Consider the following 16710-nt stretch of genomic DNA (forward strand, 5'->3'; position numbering starts at 1 on the left):
CTGCGGCGTGGCCGGCCTCTACTGCGCGCTCAACCTTCCCTCCGCGCTCTCGGTGGTCCTTCTCTCCAAGGGCGCCGTGGACGAGTGCGACTCCATGCTCGCGCAGGGCGGCATCTGCGTCCTGCACGACGAGGGCGACTACGAGGCCTTCTTCGAGGACACGCTGCGCGCGGGGCACTACGAGAACCGCCTGGAGAGCGTGGACATCATGATCCGCGCGAGCCGGCCCATCATCGACGACCTCATCAAGCGCGGCGTTCGCTTTGCCCGCACGACGGAGGGCGACCTCGACTACACCCGCGAGGGCGCCCACTCCCGGCCGCGCATCGTCTACCACGAGGACATAACGGGCGAGGAGATCACCACGCACCTGCTTGCGTGCGTGCGCGAGCTGCCCCACGCGCAGATTCTCGAGCGCACCTGCATGACGGACATCATCGAGGGCTTCGACGCCTCCGGGCGCCGCGTCTGCCGCGGCGTGGTCGCCACGGGCGAGAAGAACGAGCAGCTGGAGATCCGCGCAGACGCCACCGTCTTTGCCACGGGCGGCGTCGGGGGCCTCTACGAGCACTCCACCAACTTCGACTGCCTCACGGGGGACGGCTGCCGCGTGGCCGCCGAGCACGGCGTGCTCCTGGAGCACATGGACTACGTGCAGATCCATCCCACCACCCTCTGGACCGAGCGGCCCGGGAGGTCGTTTCTCATCTCGGAGTCCGCGCGCGGCGAGGGTGCCGTGCTCCTCAACGACGCCGGCGAGCGCTTCGTGGACGAGCTCCAGCCGCGCGACGTGGTCTCGCGCGCCATCCTGGACGAGATGGCGCGGACGGGGGCGCAGCACGTCTGGCTCTCCTTCGAGCGCGTGCCCCGCGAGGAGATCGAGGGCCACTTCACGCACATCCTGGAGCGCTGCCTCGAGGAGGGCTACGACATCCGCGAGGAGCCGATCCCCGTGGTTCCCGCCCAGCACTACTTCATGGGCGGCATCCACGTGGACTCCGACTCCGAGACCACGCTGCCGCACCTCTTTGCCTGCGGCGAGACCTGCTGCAACGGCGTGCACGGGCGCAACCGGCTGGCGTCGAACAGCCTGCTTGAGTCGCTCGTCTTCGCGCAGCGCGCAGCGGACAAGATCATGCGCGACCGCTTTGAGGAGGACACGGGCGCCCAGCTCGCCGCGGCTGCGCGGGCGCGCTCGCGCTTCATTGCCGGGTCGCGCGACGTGACGGACGTGGCGCTTCTCACGGGCGCCGAGTGAGGCGCCTGGGGACGGTGCGCCCTCATCGCGTCCCCCCGGCGTCCCAAGCCACCAAGAGAGGAGACCCCCATGACCGACCCGATGATTCAGATGCAGATGGACGACCACATTCGCGCGGCGCTGCGCGAGGACATGCCCTTCGGCGACGTCTCCACCGCCGCCGTCATGTCCGAGCCGCGCCCGGGGCGCGTGCAGCTCATAGCCAAGGCCGACGGCGTGATCGCCGGGCTCGCGGTCTTCTCGCGCGTGTTCCAGCTCCTGGACCCCGCCACCCGCGTGACGGCGGACGTCGCGGACGGCGCGCGCGTGAGCGCCGGGCAGCACGTGGCCACCGTGGAGGGGGACGTGCGCGTGCTCCTGGAGGGTGAGCGCACGGCCCTCAACTACCTGCAGCGCATGAGCGGCATCGCAACCTACACCGCCGGCGTGGCCGAGGCGCTCGCCGGAACCGGCACCACGCTCGTGTGCACCCGCAAGACCACGCCGGGCATGCGCCTCTTCGAGCGCGAGGCGGTGCGCCTGGGCGGAGGCTCGCTCCACCGCTACGGCCTCTCCGACGGCGTGCTCCTCAAGGACAACCACATCGACGCCGCGGGCGGGGTGGCCGAGGCCATCGCCGCGGCCCGCGCGACGGCGCCCTTCGTGGACAAGGTCGAGGTGGAGTGCGAGACCCTCGACATGGTGCGCGAGGCCGTGGAGGCGGGCGCGGACATCATCATGCTCGACAACATGACCCACGAGGCCATGGCGGAGGCCGTGGCCCTCATCGCCGGCCGCGCGCAGACCGAGGCCTCGGGCAACGTGGACGCCGCAAACGCCTCTGCCTACGTGGACCTGGGCGTCGACTTCGTCTCCTGCGGCGCGCTCACGCACTCCGCCCCCATCCTCGACCTCTCCCTCAAGCACCTCGAGGTCCTGGCGTGAGCGCGGGCTCGGGCGAGGCCCGGCGCGAGGGGATCCTGGAGGCCCTGAGGGCGGCCTCGGAGCCGCTCTCCGGGTCGGCCCTTGCCGAGAAGTGCGGCGTGAGCCGGCAGGTGGTGGTCCAGGACGTGGCGCTCCTTCGCGAGCGGGGGGAGCGGATCGTCTCCACCAACCGCGGCTACGTCCTTCTCGCCCCGTCGCCCTCACGCCCCACGCGGCTCTTCAAGTGCCGCCACACCGCCGCCCAGACGGCCGACGAGCTGACCTGCGTCGTCGACCTGGGCGGGCGCGTGGAGGACGTCTTCGTGAACCACCGCGTCTACGGCAAGGTCTCGTCCGAGCTGGGCATCTCCAGCCGGCGCGACGTGGAGCGCTTCACGGCGGAGCTCGCCTCGGGCGTCTCCGCCCCGCTCCTGGAGGTCACGAGCGGCTACCACTTCCACCACGTGAGCGCCGAGAGCGAGGCCGTCCTCGACGACGTCGAGCGTGCCCTTGCGGCCCGCGGCTACCTCGCCGAGCTCACCGACTACGAGGCCGCCACCTTCGCGTGACGCCGGCCTCGCCGTCCTTCTCGGCCCTCGCCTCGCTGCGCACCCCCTCTGAGGGTATGCGCAGTGTGCATATCAGGTATGTACACTCTCCCTCGCCGTCCTTCTCGCAAATCCGCATCTAGAAGACGTGCCGAGAAGAACGGCCGTTTCGAGGAGCGTACATACCCTCACGGGGAGTGCGCATACCCTAGCGGGACAGCGGGCGGCCGGTCCCGTTTTGGGTATACTCCCCACGTTGCAGAGAAGGGAGCTGTACCCCATGGAAGACGAGAGCGTCATCAGCGACCTCGAGCCCTCGATCCCCAGGACGCCCGCGCAGGCCGTGCTCCGCATGGTCTCCATCCTCATGGGCATCCTGGGCGCCGTCGTGCTCCTTGGCGGCGTGGTGATGCTGGTGGGCAACGTCATGGAGCTCCTGCCGGGGGGCGACCTGTGGACCACCGTCACCTTTGGCGTGATGATCGTCGTTGCCGCCGGGCTGCTGCTCCTCACCGCGGCCCTCGGCATCGTGGCGTCCAACAACTCCGCGCGCGTGGAGCCCTACCGCTTCCTCTGCTACCTCGTGGGGCTCGCCGTGCTCGTGGCGATCGTGTGGGGCTGGGGCGTGGGCTCCTTCATCCTGTTCAACCCCATCGTGCTCTCCACCACGATCGTCTACGTGCTCATCTGCTCGCGCCTGGCGGACAAGGTCAAGGAGGAGCACGACAACGGCGTGCGGGGCGAGACCTTCCTGCGCTCGCGCCACCAGCGGGTGCTTCACCTGCTCTCGGAGATCATCGTCCTCAAGGGCGTGGCCACGCTCGTGGTGGTGCTCGTGCTCGCCGCCGCCCTCGTGGTGTACGGGGAGGGGGAGCGCGCCGTCATCTCCGGCGTGCCGGTCACGGTGAGCGACACGCTCTATGCCGTCCTCGCCGTGGGCGGCGCGGCGTCGGGCGTTGGCGTGATCGCCGGGGCGCTCGGCATCCGCGGCTCCAACCGGCCGCAGAAGATCGTTCCCTTCCTCGTGGTGGCGGTGCTCGCCGCTGCGTTTGACCTCGTGCAGGTGGTGGGCATGTTCCTCGAGCGCGGCCTCTTTGGCGTGACCTTTGACGTCATCTTCGACCTCCTCTTCATGGGGGTCTGCGTGTACCTGGCCGTGCGCGTGATGCGCCAGCCCACCCCCGAGGAGCTCGCCGCGGCCGCGGGCGTGGCGCTCGTCTCCGGCGCCGAGGACGCGTGACGGACGCACGCGCTTGACAGATTGCTCTGACAGATTGCTCAGGTCAAACTGTCAAGTGGATACTTGACAGTTTGACCTGAGCAATCTGTCAGAGCAATCTGTCAAGCCCGACCAAGATCAAGAAGGGAAGACATGAACAACGGAACCATGCTCCAGGGCTTCTCCTGGTACCTGCCCGCCGACGGCTCCCACTGGCGCCGCATAGCCGAGCAGGCGCCCGACTTTGCCTACCAGGGCATCACCGCCGTCTGGCTCCCTCCCGCCTACAAGGCCGAGAAGGGCCGCGAGGACGTGGGCTACGGCGTCTACGACACCTACGACCTCGGCGAGTTCGACCAGAAGGGGAGCGTGGCCACCAAGTACGGCACGCGCGCAGAGTACGAGGCCGCCGTGCGCGCGCTCCAGGCAAACGGCATCCAGGCCCTCGCGGACATCGTGCTCAACCAGCGCCTGGGTGCGGACGGCTGCGAGGACGTGCTGGCCCAGGAGGTCTCCGCCTCAAACCGGGGCGAGAAGATCGGCGACCCCCAGACCATCTCCGCCTGGACGCGCTTCGCCTTCCCCGGTCGCGCGGGCGCATACTCCGACTTCACCTGGGACTGGAGCTGCTTCCACGGCGTGGACTGGGACGACCGCGCCAAGCGAAAGGGCGTCTTCCTCTTTGACGGCAAGCACTGGGACGAGGCCGTGGACCGGAGCGAGAACGCCAACTACGACTACCTCATGGGTGCGGACGTTGACGTCAACGACCCGCGCGTCTTCGACGAGCTCGTGCGCTGGGGCTGCTGGTACGTGGACGCCTGCGGGCTGGACGGTTTCCGCCTGGACGCCCTCAAGCACATCGACCGCGGCTTCTACCTGCGCTGGCTCGACGCGGTGCGCAAGCACGCGGGCAAGGAGCTCTTCACGGTCGGCGAGTACTGGGGCCGCACGGCGGACGAGCTCCAGGCCTATCTGGGCGCCGAGAAGAGCATGTCGCTCTTCGACGTGCCGCTCCACTACAACCTCTACAGCGCGAGCTGCTCCAACGGCAACGAGGACCTCTCGAAGATCTTCTCGGGCACGCTCGTGGAGCGCGACCCCGTGCACGCCGTGACCTTTGCCGAGAACCACGACACGCAGCCGGGCCAGGCCCTGCAGTCCTTCGTGCAGACGTGGTTCAAGCCGTCCGCCTATGCGCTCACCCTCCTGCGCGAGGCGGGCTACCCCTGCGTCTTCTACGGCGACCTCTACGGCATGCCCAACGACGGCAACATCCCCGCGGTGCGCGAGCTGCCGCTGCTCATGGAGATCCGCCGCCGCTTCGCCTTCGGCGCGCAGCACGACTTCCTTGACGCACCGGACGTCATCGGGTGGACCCGCGAGGGTGACGCCGAGCACGAGGGCTCCGGCGTGGCCGTGGTCCTCACCGACCGTGACGGTGGCGAGAAGCGCATGCTCGTAGGCGCCGCGCACGCCGGCGAGACCTGGTCGTGCGTCGTGGGCGAGCAGGACGACGTCGAGGTGGACGCCGAGGGCTGGGCGACCTTCCGGACGCTCGGCGGGCGCCTCTCGGTCTACCTGCCGGAGAGGACGGCCGACGCCCTCGAGAACGATCGTCAGCTCCACCGCATCGCCCGCGAGATCGCGGAGGACACCGAGGAGATGCGCGCCTAGCCTATGAGAGGGGCTGACGGTCTGCTCGGATCAGACTGTCAGCCCCGCACTCGAAGTTGACAGATTGCCCAGGTCAAACTGTCAACCCTGGGTCAGACGAGGGTCACGTTGGCCCTTCTCAGCAGGCGCCTCACCTCGGGGGAGGGGTTGACGGTAATGGCGGCGTCAAAGTCCTCGAGCCTGGCGTAGGCGTAGGAGCCTCTCGCGCCGAACTTGTGCGAGTCGGCCATGAGGTAGCTTTGCTCGGAGTTCTCGATGGCCAGGGCCTTTACCAGGCCGTCCTCGAGCTCGAAGGTGAGCGCGCTTCCCGTCTCCATGTCCACGCCCAGCACCCCGATGAACGCGCGGTCAAAGTGGATGGGCTCCAGGAAGCTCAGGACGTACGCGTCGAGAAAGGCGTTCTGGTCCCTGTTGACGGTCCCTCCCGTTCCCACGGTCCTGATTCCGTCGTTGGTCCCCAGGACCTGCAGGATGTCGATCATGTTGGAGACCACGGTGATCTTGCGGCGGCTCTCGGCCATGAGCTGCGCGAGGGCGAGGTTTGTGGTGGAGGTGTCGAGGAAGATGACCTCCCCGTCCTCTATCAGGGCAAGGGCCTTCTCGGCAATCTGGCGCTTCTCGTCCGCGTGCTCCGTCACGCGCTTCCTGATGTTGCGCTCCTGCTTGGTGTCCACGCTCATGGCGCCGCCGTAGACGCGTCTCACGAGTCCCTGGTCGGAGAGGGCCTTGAGGTCCTTTCTGATGCAGTCCTCGGTGACGTCGAATCGTTCCGCGAGCGCGGTGACGGTCACGCGCCCCTCGGCGTTGACCAGGCTGACGATCTTGTCCTGACGCTCCCTCAGAAACACGGTCCCTCCCTACGCGGCCTCTGCCTGCGTCGCATGCTGATTGGTAGGATAGCAGTTCTTGCGGAGGTCGCGGAAAGGCGGAGGGCGAACGCCGGGGCTCGGGGCGCGCGACGTGCAGGTTCGGAGTTCGGGGCCAGATCGAAATCTGGACCTGCGCATGCTATTTTTCAAACCACCGAACGCGTAGCCCCGGAATCATCGCCAGATTGCGAAGAATCCCGACTCACGCGTGGTTGGAAGGACGCGGAAGTCGGGATTCTCGGAATCGGGGTTAGCGCATGGACCGCGGGCGCGGGGGCTAGAGGTCGAGCTCCATCAGGCGCGCGATGGCCACGATGTAGATCTTGAGCGCCTGGCGCAGGGACTCCTCGGAGATGGCCTCGTCGGGGCCGTGCTCGGTGCCCGCCCAGACGGGACGCTCCTCGTTGGGGAGGTTGGGGCCAAAGGCGCAGGCGCGCCTGAAGTGGCGCGCGTACGTGCCGCCGCCGATGGTGAAGGCCTTTGCCTCCTCGCCGGAGTACTCGGCGTACGTGTCGAGAAGGGCCTGGATCTCCGGGCTCTCGGGGCTCTGGTAGAACGGGGCGTCGCTGGAGGTCTGCTCGAAGGAGCAGCCGTGTCCGGCGCCGAGCGCAGCAAGACGCTCGGTGATGGCGGCGTCCGAGGTGGTGGTGGGGTAGCGGGAGTCAACGGTCTGGACGAAGCGCCCGCCCTGCGTGCGCACCGTGCCGGCCACGCAGGTGAGGTCACCGAACTTGTCGTCCGTGGCGGCGATGCCGGAGGCGCGGCCGTACGCGTCCTCTGTGAGGGTCACGAGGAGCTCGAGGAAGTCGCGCTCGCCCGCGCCGGCGAGGTCGTTGGCAAGCAGGTAGCGCGCGAGCACGCCGATGGCGTTGACGGTGCCCGCCGGCATGGAGGCGTGGCCGCCGACGCCGGTGGTCGTGACGCGTGCGAGGCCGTCGCCCGCGGGCTCGACGGAGACGCGCTCGGCGGCGGGCAGCGACGCCGCGTCCGCGCGCACGACGGCCGTGGCCTGGCCGGGGATGGCGTTGGGGACGGTGCCGCCGTCGAGCTCCACGATCTTCTCGCCAGCCACCTGGTCGGAGGTGAAGCGTCCCTGGTAGAGGCCCTTCTCGCCGCAGATGAGCGGGAAGTCGGCATCGGGGGAGAAGCAGAAGAGCGGCTCGGGGTAGCGCTCGAGGTAGTACGGCACGTCGCCCATGCCGGTCTCCTCGTTGTTGCCGATGATGCAGCGCAGAGTGTAGGGAAGGGCCTCGCCCGCGGCGACGCGGCGGGCGAAGAAGTTCGCGGCGTAGAGCGAGAGCACGAAGGGCCCCTTGTCGTCCTGGACGCCGCGGCCGACGAGGTAGCCGTCCTTGCGGGTGACCTCGAGGGCCGGGAAGGTCCAGCCCAGGCCCAGGGGAACGATGTCCGTGTGGGCGATGGTGGCGAGGTAGCGCTCGGGCCCGGAGGCGCCGGGCACGTCGGCGAAGCCCAGGTAGCCGTCCACGTCCGTCACGTCGAGGCCAAGGCGCTCGGCCATCTGCTCCGCCTCAACGAGCGCGGCGTTGGAGGCGGGCCCCCACGGCTTCCCGGGCTCGGCGGCGGAGATGTCCTCCACGGACTCGTGGCGCACGAGGCGGTCGATGTCCGCCACGACGTCCTCCCAGACCTCGTCCACGTAGGCGTCTACCTGCTGCTTGAACTGCTCGTCTACCATGTGCCCTCCTCAGGGTCGCGCGAGGCGTCGCGCCGGCTTTTCCTGCCGTCCATCTTAGCGCGCCCGTGCCGTTCGTGCGGGTTTCGCCCCTCTCTTGGCGCGTGGCGGAAAATTAGTTCGCACCGCGATGCCGCGCGACTAGTTCAAGAACACATATTTACTGTTGGATGGGGGTATAAACAATGCGCCTACGATTCCAATGTGAACTAATTTCCAACCCCCCTCGGAGACGCCGGCGAATCCTACCAAAATGGCGCCGTCCCGCGCGGGGACGGCGCCACAATCGCGCTTGTCACTCAGCGCCTACGCCTCTGCGGCGGCGCGTCGGCCCAGCTCCACGCAGCCGAGCACGCCCTGGTTGTCGCTCAGGCTGGGCGGCACGATGTAGGAGTCGATGTCCTCGAGCTCGGGCGCGGTGATGTAGCCGCCAAGGTACGCGAGGGCCTTCTCGCGCACGAGCGGGAAGAGCTGCTCCTGGTGCATGACGCCGCCGCCGAGGATGATGCGGCGCGGCGAGTAGCAGAGCACCAGGTTGTGGCACATCTGCGCGAGGTAGCTCGCCTCGAGCTCCCAGACCTCCGGGCGGTCGGCGAGCTCGAAGCCCTTCGCGCCCCAGCGGCGCTCGATGGCGGGACCGGCGGCAAGGCCCTCGAGGCAGGAGTCGTGGCTCGGGCAGACGCAGGGCCCCTCGTCTCCGGGCACGCGGCTGAGCAGCATGTGGCCGGCCTCGGGGTGGAGCATGCCGTGCAGGAGGCGCCCGCCGCACATGACGCCCGCGCCCACGCCGGTGCCGATGGTCACGTAGACCAGGTCCTCGATGCCCCGCGAGTCGCCGAACGTGGCCTCGCCGAGGCACGCCACGTTGACGTCCGTGTCGTAGCCCACCGGCACGGCAAGCGCGTCGACGAACGCCCTGCGCAGGGCGTAGCCGCGCCAGGGGAGCTTGGGCGTCTCGAGGATGGTGCCAAAGGCGGGGCTGGCGGGGTCCACGCAGGTGGGCCCGAAGGCGCCGATGCCCAGCGCGTCAACGTTGCGCTCGGCGAACCAGCCCGTGAGGGCGGGGATGGACTCCTCCGGCGTCGCGGTGGGGAAGGACTCCCGGTCCAGAATCTCGCCCTTCTCGGTGGCGACGGCGCAGACCATCTTGGTACCGCCCGCCTCGAGCGCTCCTATGCGCATGACTGCCTCCTTATTCTCGGGGCCGGCTCACCAACGCCCTCCCAATTCCTGCACCCATTGTACGACCGGTTCCGACCCTCCGTGATCACCATGTTTTTCCGGACAAAACGACGCCTCATCCGTGTCTGGACTGTCCGGAAAAACATGGCGATCGCTCGTCGGGTGGAGCGTGCGGGCTGGTCAGCCTCGAGCGGGGCTCGCGAGGGGCGCCTACACCACGAACAGCAGCGCCGAGAGCGTGATGCACACGCTGCCGGCAAGCGTGAAGAGGTGGAACACGAAGTGCAGGTAGGGCACCTTCTTGATGGCGTAGAAGACGGCGCCCACCGTGTAGCTGAGGCCGCCCGCGAGGAGCAGCCAGAACGCGGGCGGGGCCAGGAGCTCCCAGAGGTCGCCGATGTGAAAGACCACGAGCCAGCCCATGAGGACATAGACCGCGGCGGTGAGCCAGGCGGGCTGGCGCTCGCGCAGCAGGCACTCGGCGACGATGCCCACCACCGCCACCGCCCACACGGCGCAGCACAGCACAAGCCCGCCGCGGTCGGCCAGCGTCACCAGCGAGAAGGGCGCGTAGCTCCCGGCTATGAGCAGGTAGATGCCACAGTGGTCGAGCACGCGGAAGACCGCCTTGGCCTTCTCGGGGGCGAGCGCGTGGTAGAGCGTGGAGAAGAGGTACTCGATGATGAGAGAGATGCCCATGAGCAGCGCGGCCGCCAGGCGCACCCCGCCCCCGTGGCTCACGGAGACCACGATGAGCAGCACGAGCGCGGCGATGGAGAGCAGCACGCCCACGCCGTGGCTCACGGAGTTGGCGATCTCCTCGCCGAGCGAGTAGAGCTTCCTGCGGATGGGCCCCTTGGGCCTCTGAGGGCCCTTGGGTCCCTGGGCCCCCGTTTCGGGCTTCTGAGCTGCGATGGTCTCGACGTCTGCCATGGTGGCCCCCTAGGTCCGGGTCTCGTCTGGGGGTATAATGTGCCCCGCTGTCCATCGGGGACAGCATACCCCTACCCTACGCCAAGGAGGGCTCCTTGAAGAAATCGACGTTCATCGGAAACTTTGTCGCATGGGTCGTGGTCTGCGCCGCGAGCATCGCGTTTCTCGCCTGGTACCACCTGACCGACCCGGACACCGTCCTCGCCGCCACGGACTCGCCCGTCGTTCAGACGGGCATGGTGCTCGCGGCGCCGCTCCTGCTCTTCGGCATGGGCGTGATCATTGGCCTTCTGCTCCTCTGGTTCAAGCACATCCTCATGGGTCGCGGCGCCCGGCTCGCGTGCCGCGTGGTGGCCGTCCTCTCGCTCGTCTTCATCCTGCTCGCCGCCGTTCCCGTGGTGGTGCCCGCCGCGGCCGAGTCCTTCCTCGGGCCGGCTGTCATAGTGGTCTACGTGACCATGGCCGCGCCCATCCTCATCATGATGCTCGGCCTCGCCTACGCGCTCGGCTGCGCCGGCGTTGACACGTCCAAGAGGGGGCCCTTCGCCAAGTACCTGCCGGATGACGAGAAGGACGGGCGCGCCTCCTAGCGCGCCGGACACGAGAGGGGAGACCCGTATGTTCCAGATGCCGTTCTCGAGGAAGGGCGTCACCTACCCGATGGCGAGCTCGACGTACTACAAGAACCTCGCCGTTCTCTCCGTGCTGCTGGTGGCAAGCGTCATCCTCTACGCCGTGGGGCAGGGCTCCTCGGACGCCCCGGCGCAGCTGCAGGCCGCCGGCTCGTACGCCATGCCCGCCTCCATCTATCTCTTCGCCGCGCTCATCGGGATCATCTTCGTGCGGCGCTCCAGCATGACGGTGCCCGCCGCGGTGCAGTCCGGCTGTCGTGCGGCGAGCCTGCTCGTGGTCATGACCCTCATCGCCGCCCTGGTGCCCTATCTCTCGCCCGAGCCCCCTCAGGGGATGACGCTCCCGGCGGTGCTGTTCTGGAGCGTACTCGGCCTGCCGATCGTGGACATCGCGCTTGGGTTTGCCTATGCGGTGGCGTGGGCTCCCGTCACGGGAAGCCCCGCCGACCTCGCCGCCCGCGAGGCCGAGGAGCGGCGCCGCACCCGCGAGGCGGAGGAGGAGCGGGCCGCCATGAAGGCCAGCTCCGAGGCCCGCGCCAAGCGACGCGAGGAGCGCGCCCGCCGCGCGGAGGAGAAGCGCTCGGGCAAGGGCGAGAAGAGCGGCCAGCAGGGCTCCGGCCAGCAGGGCTCCGCCAAGAGGGGCAAGGGCAAGAAGTCCCGCAAGTAGCCTCAAGCGCCCATTCAGCCCGTGGGCGGCGCAAGGACCGGCCCGCGGATATGCTTGAAAGGTTGTTCCCGTCTCGCGCGTGAAAGGTCCCGCATGGAGTTCGTGATCGTCTACCTGCTCGTCAACATCCTCGTGGGCGCCGCCGCCTGCTTCTTTGGCAAGCGCCTCTTCTTCCTCATGCTCGGTGCCCTCGTGTTTCTCGGCGTCTTCAACATCGCCCTCTCCTCGTCCGATGCCTCGACCGTGTCCCTCGTGATCGCGGCCGTCCTCGGCGTGGTGGCGGCGCTGCTCTCCAAGTTCGCCTACAAGGCGGCCGTCTTCCTCGCGGGCTTCGTCACCGGCGCCGCGCTCGGCTTCATCGTGACGATGCTCCTCCCGGAGGGCGCCGCGGACTTCCTTGCCGTGATCATGGTGGTCGCGGGCGTGCTCGTGGGCCTCGCCGGCGTGCGCTGGTCCGACACCATCGTTCGCTGGGGCACGGCGTGGACCGGCGCCTCCTTCGCGGTTCCCAACGTCCTCGCCGCCGCGCTGGCGTTCGGCTCGCTCACGGAGCGCGCGGTGCCCGGCGACGCCATGGCCACCTTCGACGCGCTCTCCGGCTACGTGGGGGGCGAGTTCGCCGCCGCGTACGGCACCCCCATCCTCGTGGGCACGCTCGCGCTCGCCGTGGTGGGCGCCATCGTTCAGACCAGGACGCACGACTAGCCAGTTTGACAGTTTGACCTGAGCAAACTGTCAGGTAGGGGCGGGCCGCCACTCGTGGGCGGCCCGCCTTCTTGACAAAGGGACAGTCCCTTTGTCAAGTCGGGCTGTCGTGCCAGCGCCTAAAAAGTTATGTGCGTCTAACAAATTGAGTTTCGCATAACTAACTCTTGCGTCCAAATAGTTTACTCTGTCTAACAGAGAAAGCCGTCGGACGTGAGGGGCGACGACACGTGATGATCGACAGGAGGCTCATCGGCATCGTGCCGGGGAGCATGCGCTACGTTGCGGCGAGCGTGGCCCTCCAGTGGGCTGCGCTTCTCGCCAACATGGGGATGGTGTTCGTCGTCTGCAGGACGCTCTCCCTGCTCTGGGTGGGAGCGGCGGGCGAGAAGGACCTCGTTCTTCTCGCCCTCTGCGTGGCTGCTGCCGCCGTGGTGCGTGCGCTTGCCGCCGTGGGCTCCGCCCGCATGGGATTTCTCGCCAGTCGCGAGGTCAAGCGCACGCTGCGACGCCGCATCTACGAGAAGCTCCTGCGTCTGGGGCCGAGCTACCGCGAGGGAGTGCGCACCTCCGAGGTCGTGCAGGTGGCCGTGGAGGGCGCAGACCAGCTGGAGACCTACTTCGGCGCGTACCTGCCGCAGCTCTTCTATGCCGTGCTCGCGCCGCTCACGCTCTTTGCGGCGCTCGTTGGCGTGAGCGTGCCGGCGGCCGTGGTGCTGCTCGTGTGCGTGCCGCTCATCCCGGTGGCCATCGCCGCGGTGCAGACCTGGGCAAAGAGGCTGCTCGGCCGCTACTGGGGCCAGTACACCGAGCTCGGCGACACCTTCCTGGAGAACCTCCAGGGCCTCACCACCCTCAAGGTCTACCAGGCCGACGAGTTCAAGCAGGCCGAGATGAACGAGCAGGCCGAGAAGTTCCGGCGCATCACCATGCGCGTGCTCACGATGCAGCTCAACTCCATCACGATCATGGACCTCGTCGCCTACGGCGGGGCGGCGGCGGGCGTTGCGGTGGCGCTCACGCAGATGGCCGCGGGCGCCGTTGGTCTGGGCGGGAGCCTGGCCATCATCCTGCTGGCGGCGGACTACTTCATTCCCATGCGCCAGCTGGGGTCGTTCTTCCACGTGGCCATGAACGGCATGGCAGCGAGCGAGAAGATCTTCCAGCTTCTGGACCTGCCGGAGCCGCCGGCGGGCGGGGAAGCATTCCCGACGCATTGCGGCGTGCGCGCCAGTTGCCTGCGCTTCTCGTACGACGGGGAGCGCGAGGTGCTGGGCGGCGTCGACCTCGACGTGCCGGAGGGCGGCTTCGTCGCGGTGGTGGGGGAGTCCGGCTGCGGCAAGTCCACGCTCGCCGCGCTGCTGCTGGGGCGCCTGCGCGGGTATCGCGGTTCGCTTGCGGTGGGCGGCGCGGAGGTCTCCGCGCTCGACGCGTCTGACCTTCTTGCCCATGTGACGTACGTTGGGCACGAGAGCTATCTCTTCAAGGGCACGGTGCGAGAGAACCTGCTGGTCGCGAAGCCCTCGGCGACCGACGGCGAGCTCTGGGCGGCACTCGAGGCCACGCGCCTGGCGGGGTTTCTCCGCGGCGAGGCCGGGCTGGACACGATGCTCGCCGAGCGGGGCTCCAACCTCTCCGGCGGCCAGCGGCAGCGTTTGGCCATCGCTCGCGCGCTCTTGCACGAGACGCCGGTCTACGTCTTTGACGAGGCGACGTCAAACGTGGACGCGGAGAGCGAGGACGCCATCATGGCAGCCGTCCGCGGGCTCGTGGGGCGCGCGACGGTGATGCTCATCTCCCACCGCCTGGCAAACGTAGTGCGCGCGGACGAGATTCTCGTGCTCGACGGCGGCCGCGTGGTGGAGCGCGGGCGCCACGACGAGCTGGTCGCTCTGGGAGGCCGCTACGCAACGCTCTGGCGCGCCCAGCGCGAGCTCGAGGAGTTTGGTGAGGCAAGCGTGCCGGTCCCCGCCGTCTCACGGGAGGTGGTCGCATGAGGGTGATGCTGCGACTTATTGGACTGGTGCGCCCGCTCGTGGGGTTCATGGCGCTGGCGATCCTCATGGGACTTCTCGGCCACGCGTGCGCGGCGGCGATCACGGTGCTCGGCGGATACGGCGTGCTCGCGGTGCTCGCCGGCGGCGCTGCCGCCCCGCTCGCGGGCCTCATCGTGGCGATGGCGGTCTGCGCCGTGGCGCGCGGGCTTCTTCGCTACGGCGAGCAGGCGTGCAACCACTTCATCGCGTTCAAGCTGCTCGCGCTCATCCGCGACCGGGTGTTCCGGGCTCTCCGCCGCCTGGCGCCCGCCAAGCTCGAGGGGCGCGACCGCGGCGACCTCATCTCGCTCATCACCTCTGACATCGAGCTTCTCGAGGTCTTCTACGCGCACACCATCTCCCCGACGGCGATCGCCCTGCTCTTCTGCGCGGGTGCCTGCGCCTTCATCGGGAGCTTCCATCCTGTGCTCGCCGTCGTGGCCGCGGCGTCGTACCTCGCCGTGGGCGTGGCGTGCCCGCTCGTCGCGGCGCGTCTCGCCGGGGACGCCGGCGCTCACTTCCGCGCCGGCGCGGGCGAGCTCTCGAGCTTCGTTCTGGAGAGCCTGCGCGGCCTGGACGAGATCCTGCAGTACGGCGCGGGTGCGGGGCGCCTCGCTCAGATGGACGAGCGGTCCCGCGAGCTCGCCGCGGACGAGGAGCGCATGAAGCGGGCAACGGGTCGCGCCACGGCGCTCACCAACACCGTCATTCTCGCCTGCGACCTGGCCATGCTGCTCGTGGCGGCCGGTCTCAACGCGCGGGGCTCCGTGGGCTTTGACGGCGTGCTCATCCCCGTACTCGCGCTCATGAGCTCGTTTGGGCCGGTGGTGGCGCTCGCGAACCTGGGCTCCACGCTGCAGCCCACCCTCGCCGCGGGCAATCGCGTGCTCGCCATCCTGGACGAGGAGCCGGTGACGCCGGAGGTCACGGGCGAGAAGCGCGTGGGCTTCTCTGGCGCCGCGGCAGGCCACGTGGGCTTTTCCTACGGAGACGAGCGCGTGCTCGATGACGTCTCGCTCGAGGCTCCCGTGGGCAGGGTGGTGGGCATCACCGGGCGCTCCGGCTCCGGCAAGTCCACGCTGCTGCGCCTCTTCATGCGCTTCTGGGACGCGGACGAGGGCAGCGTCTCCGTCTCCGGGCGCGATGTGCGCCGCGTGGACACCGCCAACCTGCGCGAGCTGGAGTCCCTCGTCACGCAGGAGACCCACCTCTTCCACGACAGCATCCGCAACAACCTGCGCATCGCGCGGCTCGACGCCACGGACGAAGAGATCGAGGACGCCTGCCGCAAGGCCTCGGTCCACGACTTCGTGACGAGCCTGCCCAAGGGCTACGACACGCCCGTCGGCGAGCTCGGGGACACCCTCTCCGGCGGCGAGCGCCAGCGCCTGGGGCTCGCGCGCGCCTTCCTGCACGACGCCCCGTTCATGCTGCTCGACGAGCCCACGAGCAACCTCGACAGCCTGAACGAGGCCGTCATCCTGCGCTCCATCACCAAGGAGCGCGGCGAGCGCACGGTTCTTCTCGTCTCCCACCGCCCGTCCACGATGCGCATCGCCGACACCGTGGTCAGCGTTGAGAACGGGAGGGTGAGCTGATGGCGCGTACGACCGACACCGCGCGCGTGGCGGCCAAGCGCGAGCGCGAGAAGCGCATGGTCTCCGAGATGATCGCGCTCTACTGCCGCAAACGGCACGGTGCGCGCGGCGGCGAGCTCTGCCCGGAGTGTGCCGAGCTCGCGGAGTACGCGCGGCAGCGCAGCGACCGCTGCCCGTTCATGGAGACCAAGACCTTCTGCTCAAACTGCCGCGTTCACTGCTACAAGCCGGAGATGCGCGAGAAGATCCGCGAGGTCATGCGCTTCTCGGGCCCGCGCATGATCTTCCATCACCCCGTGGCGGCCGTCCGTCACGTCATCGAGACCAAGGCCGAGAAGAGGCGACTTTCCAAGGAGGGCGCATGAAGGTGAAGAAGGTGCTGCTCGTCGCGCTGGGATGCGCGGGGCTCGTGCTGGGGGCCATTGGCGCGGTGGTGCCGCTGCTCCCGGCGTTTCCGTTTCTGATGCTCGCGGCGTTCTGCTTTGCCAAGAGCTCGGAGCGGCTGCACGCGTGGTTCACGGGCACCAAGCTCTACAAGAAGAACCTCGAGAGCTACGTGAGCGGCCAGGGCATGGACTGGGCCACCAAGATTCGCGTGATGATCACGGTGACCGTGCTCATGTCCATCGGCTTTGTCATGATGCACGCGGTGCGCGTGGGGCAGGTCGTCCTCGCGTGCGTGTGGGTGTTCCACATCCTGTACTTCTGCTTTGGCGTGAAGACCCGTCGCGTGCCTGCGGAGGCGTGAGCGGCGGGCGAGAAGAACGCGAGCTCGTAAGGAGATAAGGGG

General features: G+C 68.7%; 16 protein-coding genes. 12 read left to right on the top strand and 4 right to left on the bottom strand.

Features of this window, described 5'->3' with window-relative positions; genetic code table 11:
• Positions 1–7: 7 nt before the first annotated feature.
• The 5 genes from B5F79_RS00195 to B5F79_RS00215 all read left to right on the top strand — a co-directional run bounded on the left by B5F79_RS00195 (position 8) and on the right by B5F79_RS00215 (position 5605).
• A complete protein-coding gene (locus B5F79_RS00195; RefSeq protein WP_241147204.1) occupies positions 8–1258 on the top strand; it encodes an FAD-binding protein in 1251 nt (416 codons plus the stop codon).
• Positions 1259–1327: 69 nt separating this feature from the next.
• Complete coding sequence (gene nadC / locus B5F79_RS00200) at positions 1328–2182, top strand: carboxylating nicotinate-nucleotide diphosphorylase (protein WP_087216899.1); 855 nt, start codon at positions 1328–1330, stop codon at positions 2180–2182.
• Positions 2179–2730, top strand: coding sequence for a transcription repressor NadR (locus B5F79_RS00205; protein ID WP_087216900.1), 552 nt, complete (start codon positions 2179–2181; stop codon positions 2728–2730). The genes nadC and B5F79_RS00205 overlap by 4 nt, the downstream gene beginning before the upstream one ends.
• A gap of 259 nt (positions 2731–2989) precedes the next feature.
• A complete protein-coding gene (locus tag B5F79_RS00210; protein WP_087216901.1) occupies positions 2990–3949 on the top strand; it encodes a hypothetical protein in 960 nt (319 codons plus the stop codon).
• A 132-nt stretch (positions 3950–4081) separates the two neighbouring features.
• Positions 4082–5605, top strand: coding sequence for an alpha-amylase (locus tag B5F79_RS00215; protein ID WP_087216902.1), 1524 nt, complete (start codon positions 4082–4084; stop codon positions 5603–5605).
• Between the two features lie 92 nt (positions 5606–5697).
• On the opposite strand, the gene B5F79_RS00220 is transcribed toward B5F79_RS00215, so the two are convergent.
• The 4 genes from B5F79_RS00220 to trhA form a co-directional block, all read right to left on the bottom strand.
• Positions 5698–6453: a DeoR/GlpR family DNA-binding transcription regulator gene (locus B5F79_RS00220; RefSeq protein WP_087216903.1), complete on the bottom strand. Its 756-nt coding sequence runs from the start codon at positions 6451–6453 to the stop codon at positions 5698–5700.
• Positions 6454–6751: 298 nt separating this feature from the next.
• On the bottom strand, positions 6752–8170 hold the full coding sequence (locus tag B5F79_RS00225; protein ID WP_087216904.1) for a Sapep family Mn(2+)-dependent dipeptidase: 1419 nt from the start codon (positions 8168–8170) through the stop codon (positions 6752–6754).
• 303 nt (positions 8171–8473) lie between these two features.
• Entirely contained in the window at positions 8474–9349 is an 876-nt protein-coding gene (locus tag B5F79_RS00230) for an ROK family protein (RefSeq protein WP_087216905.1), read from the bottom strand.
• A 210-nt stretch (positions 9350–9559) separates the two neighbouring features.
• Positions 9560–10282, bottom strand: coding sequence for a PAQR family membrane homeostasis protein TrhA (gene trhA / locus B5F79_RS00235; RefSeq protein ID WP_087216906.1), 723 nt, complete (start codon positions 10280–10282; stop codon positions 9560–9562).
• Positions 10283–10377: 95 nt separating this feature from the next.
• On the opposite strand from trhA, the gene B5F79_RS00240 reads away from it, so the two are divergent.
• The 7 genes from B5F79_RS00240 to B5F79_RS00270 all read left to right on the top strand — a co-directional run bounded on the left by B5F79_RS00240 (position 10378) and on the right by B5F79_RS00270 (position 16668).
• On the top strand, positions 10378–10872 hold the full coding sequence (locus tag B5F79_RS00240; RefSeq protein ID WP_087216907.1) for a hypothetical protein: 495 nt from the start codon (positions 10378–10380) through the stop codon (positions 10870–10872).
• Positions 10873–10900: 28 nt separating this feature from the next.
• On the top strand, positions 10901–11581 hold the full coding sequence (locus B5F79_RS00245; protein ID WP_087216908.1) for a hypothetical protein: 681 nt from the start codon (positions 10901–10903) through the stop codon (positions 11579–11581).
• A 93-nt stretch (positions 11582–11674) separates the two neighbouring features.
• On the top strand, positions 11675–12286 hold the full coding sequence (locus B5F79_RS00250; protein ID WP_087216909.1) for a DUF4203 domain-containing protein: 612 nt from the start codon (positions 11675–11677) through the stop codon (positions 12284–12286).
• A 233-nt stretch (positions 12287–12519) separates the two neighbouring features.
• The gene (locus B5F79_RS00255) at positions 12520–14283 is read left to right on the top strand and encodes an ABC transporter ATP-binding protein/permease (RefSeq protein ID WP_164484265.1); all 1764 of its coding nucleotides are present in this window, start codon (positions 12520–12522) and stop codon (positions 14281–14283) included.
• A complete protein-coding gene (gene cydC, locus B5F79_RS00260; protein WP_342632967.1) occupies positions 14280–15920 on the top strand; it encodes a thiol reductant ABC exporter subunit CydC in 1641 nt (546 codons plus the stop codon). The genes B5F79_RS00255 and cydC overlap by 4 nt, the downstream gene beginning before the upstream one ends.
• Positions 15920–16285, top strand: a complete 366-nt coding sequence (locus B5F79_RS00265; protein ID WP_087216911.1) for a nitrous oxide-stimulated promoter family protein — start codon at positions 15920–15922, stop codon at positions 16283–16285. The genes cydC and B5F79_RS00265 overlap by 1 nt, the downstream gene beginning before the upstream one ends.
• On the top strand, positions 16282–16668 hold the full coding sequence (locus B5F79_RS00270; RefSeq protein WP_087216912.1) for a YbaN family protein: 387 nt from the start codon (positions 16282–16284) through the stop codon (positions 16666–16668). The genes B5F79_RS00265 and B5F79_RS00270 overlap by 4 nt, the downstream gene beginning before the upstream one ends.
• The last annotated feature ends 42 nt before the right edge of the window (positions 16669–16710 follow it).

The organism is Olsenella sp. An285 (assembly GCF_002159625.1).
GTDB lineage: Bacteria > Actinomycetota > Coriobacteriia > Coriobacteriales > Atopobiaceae > Thermophilibacter > Thermophilibacter avicola.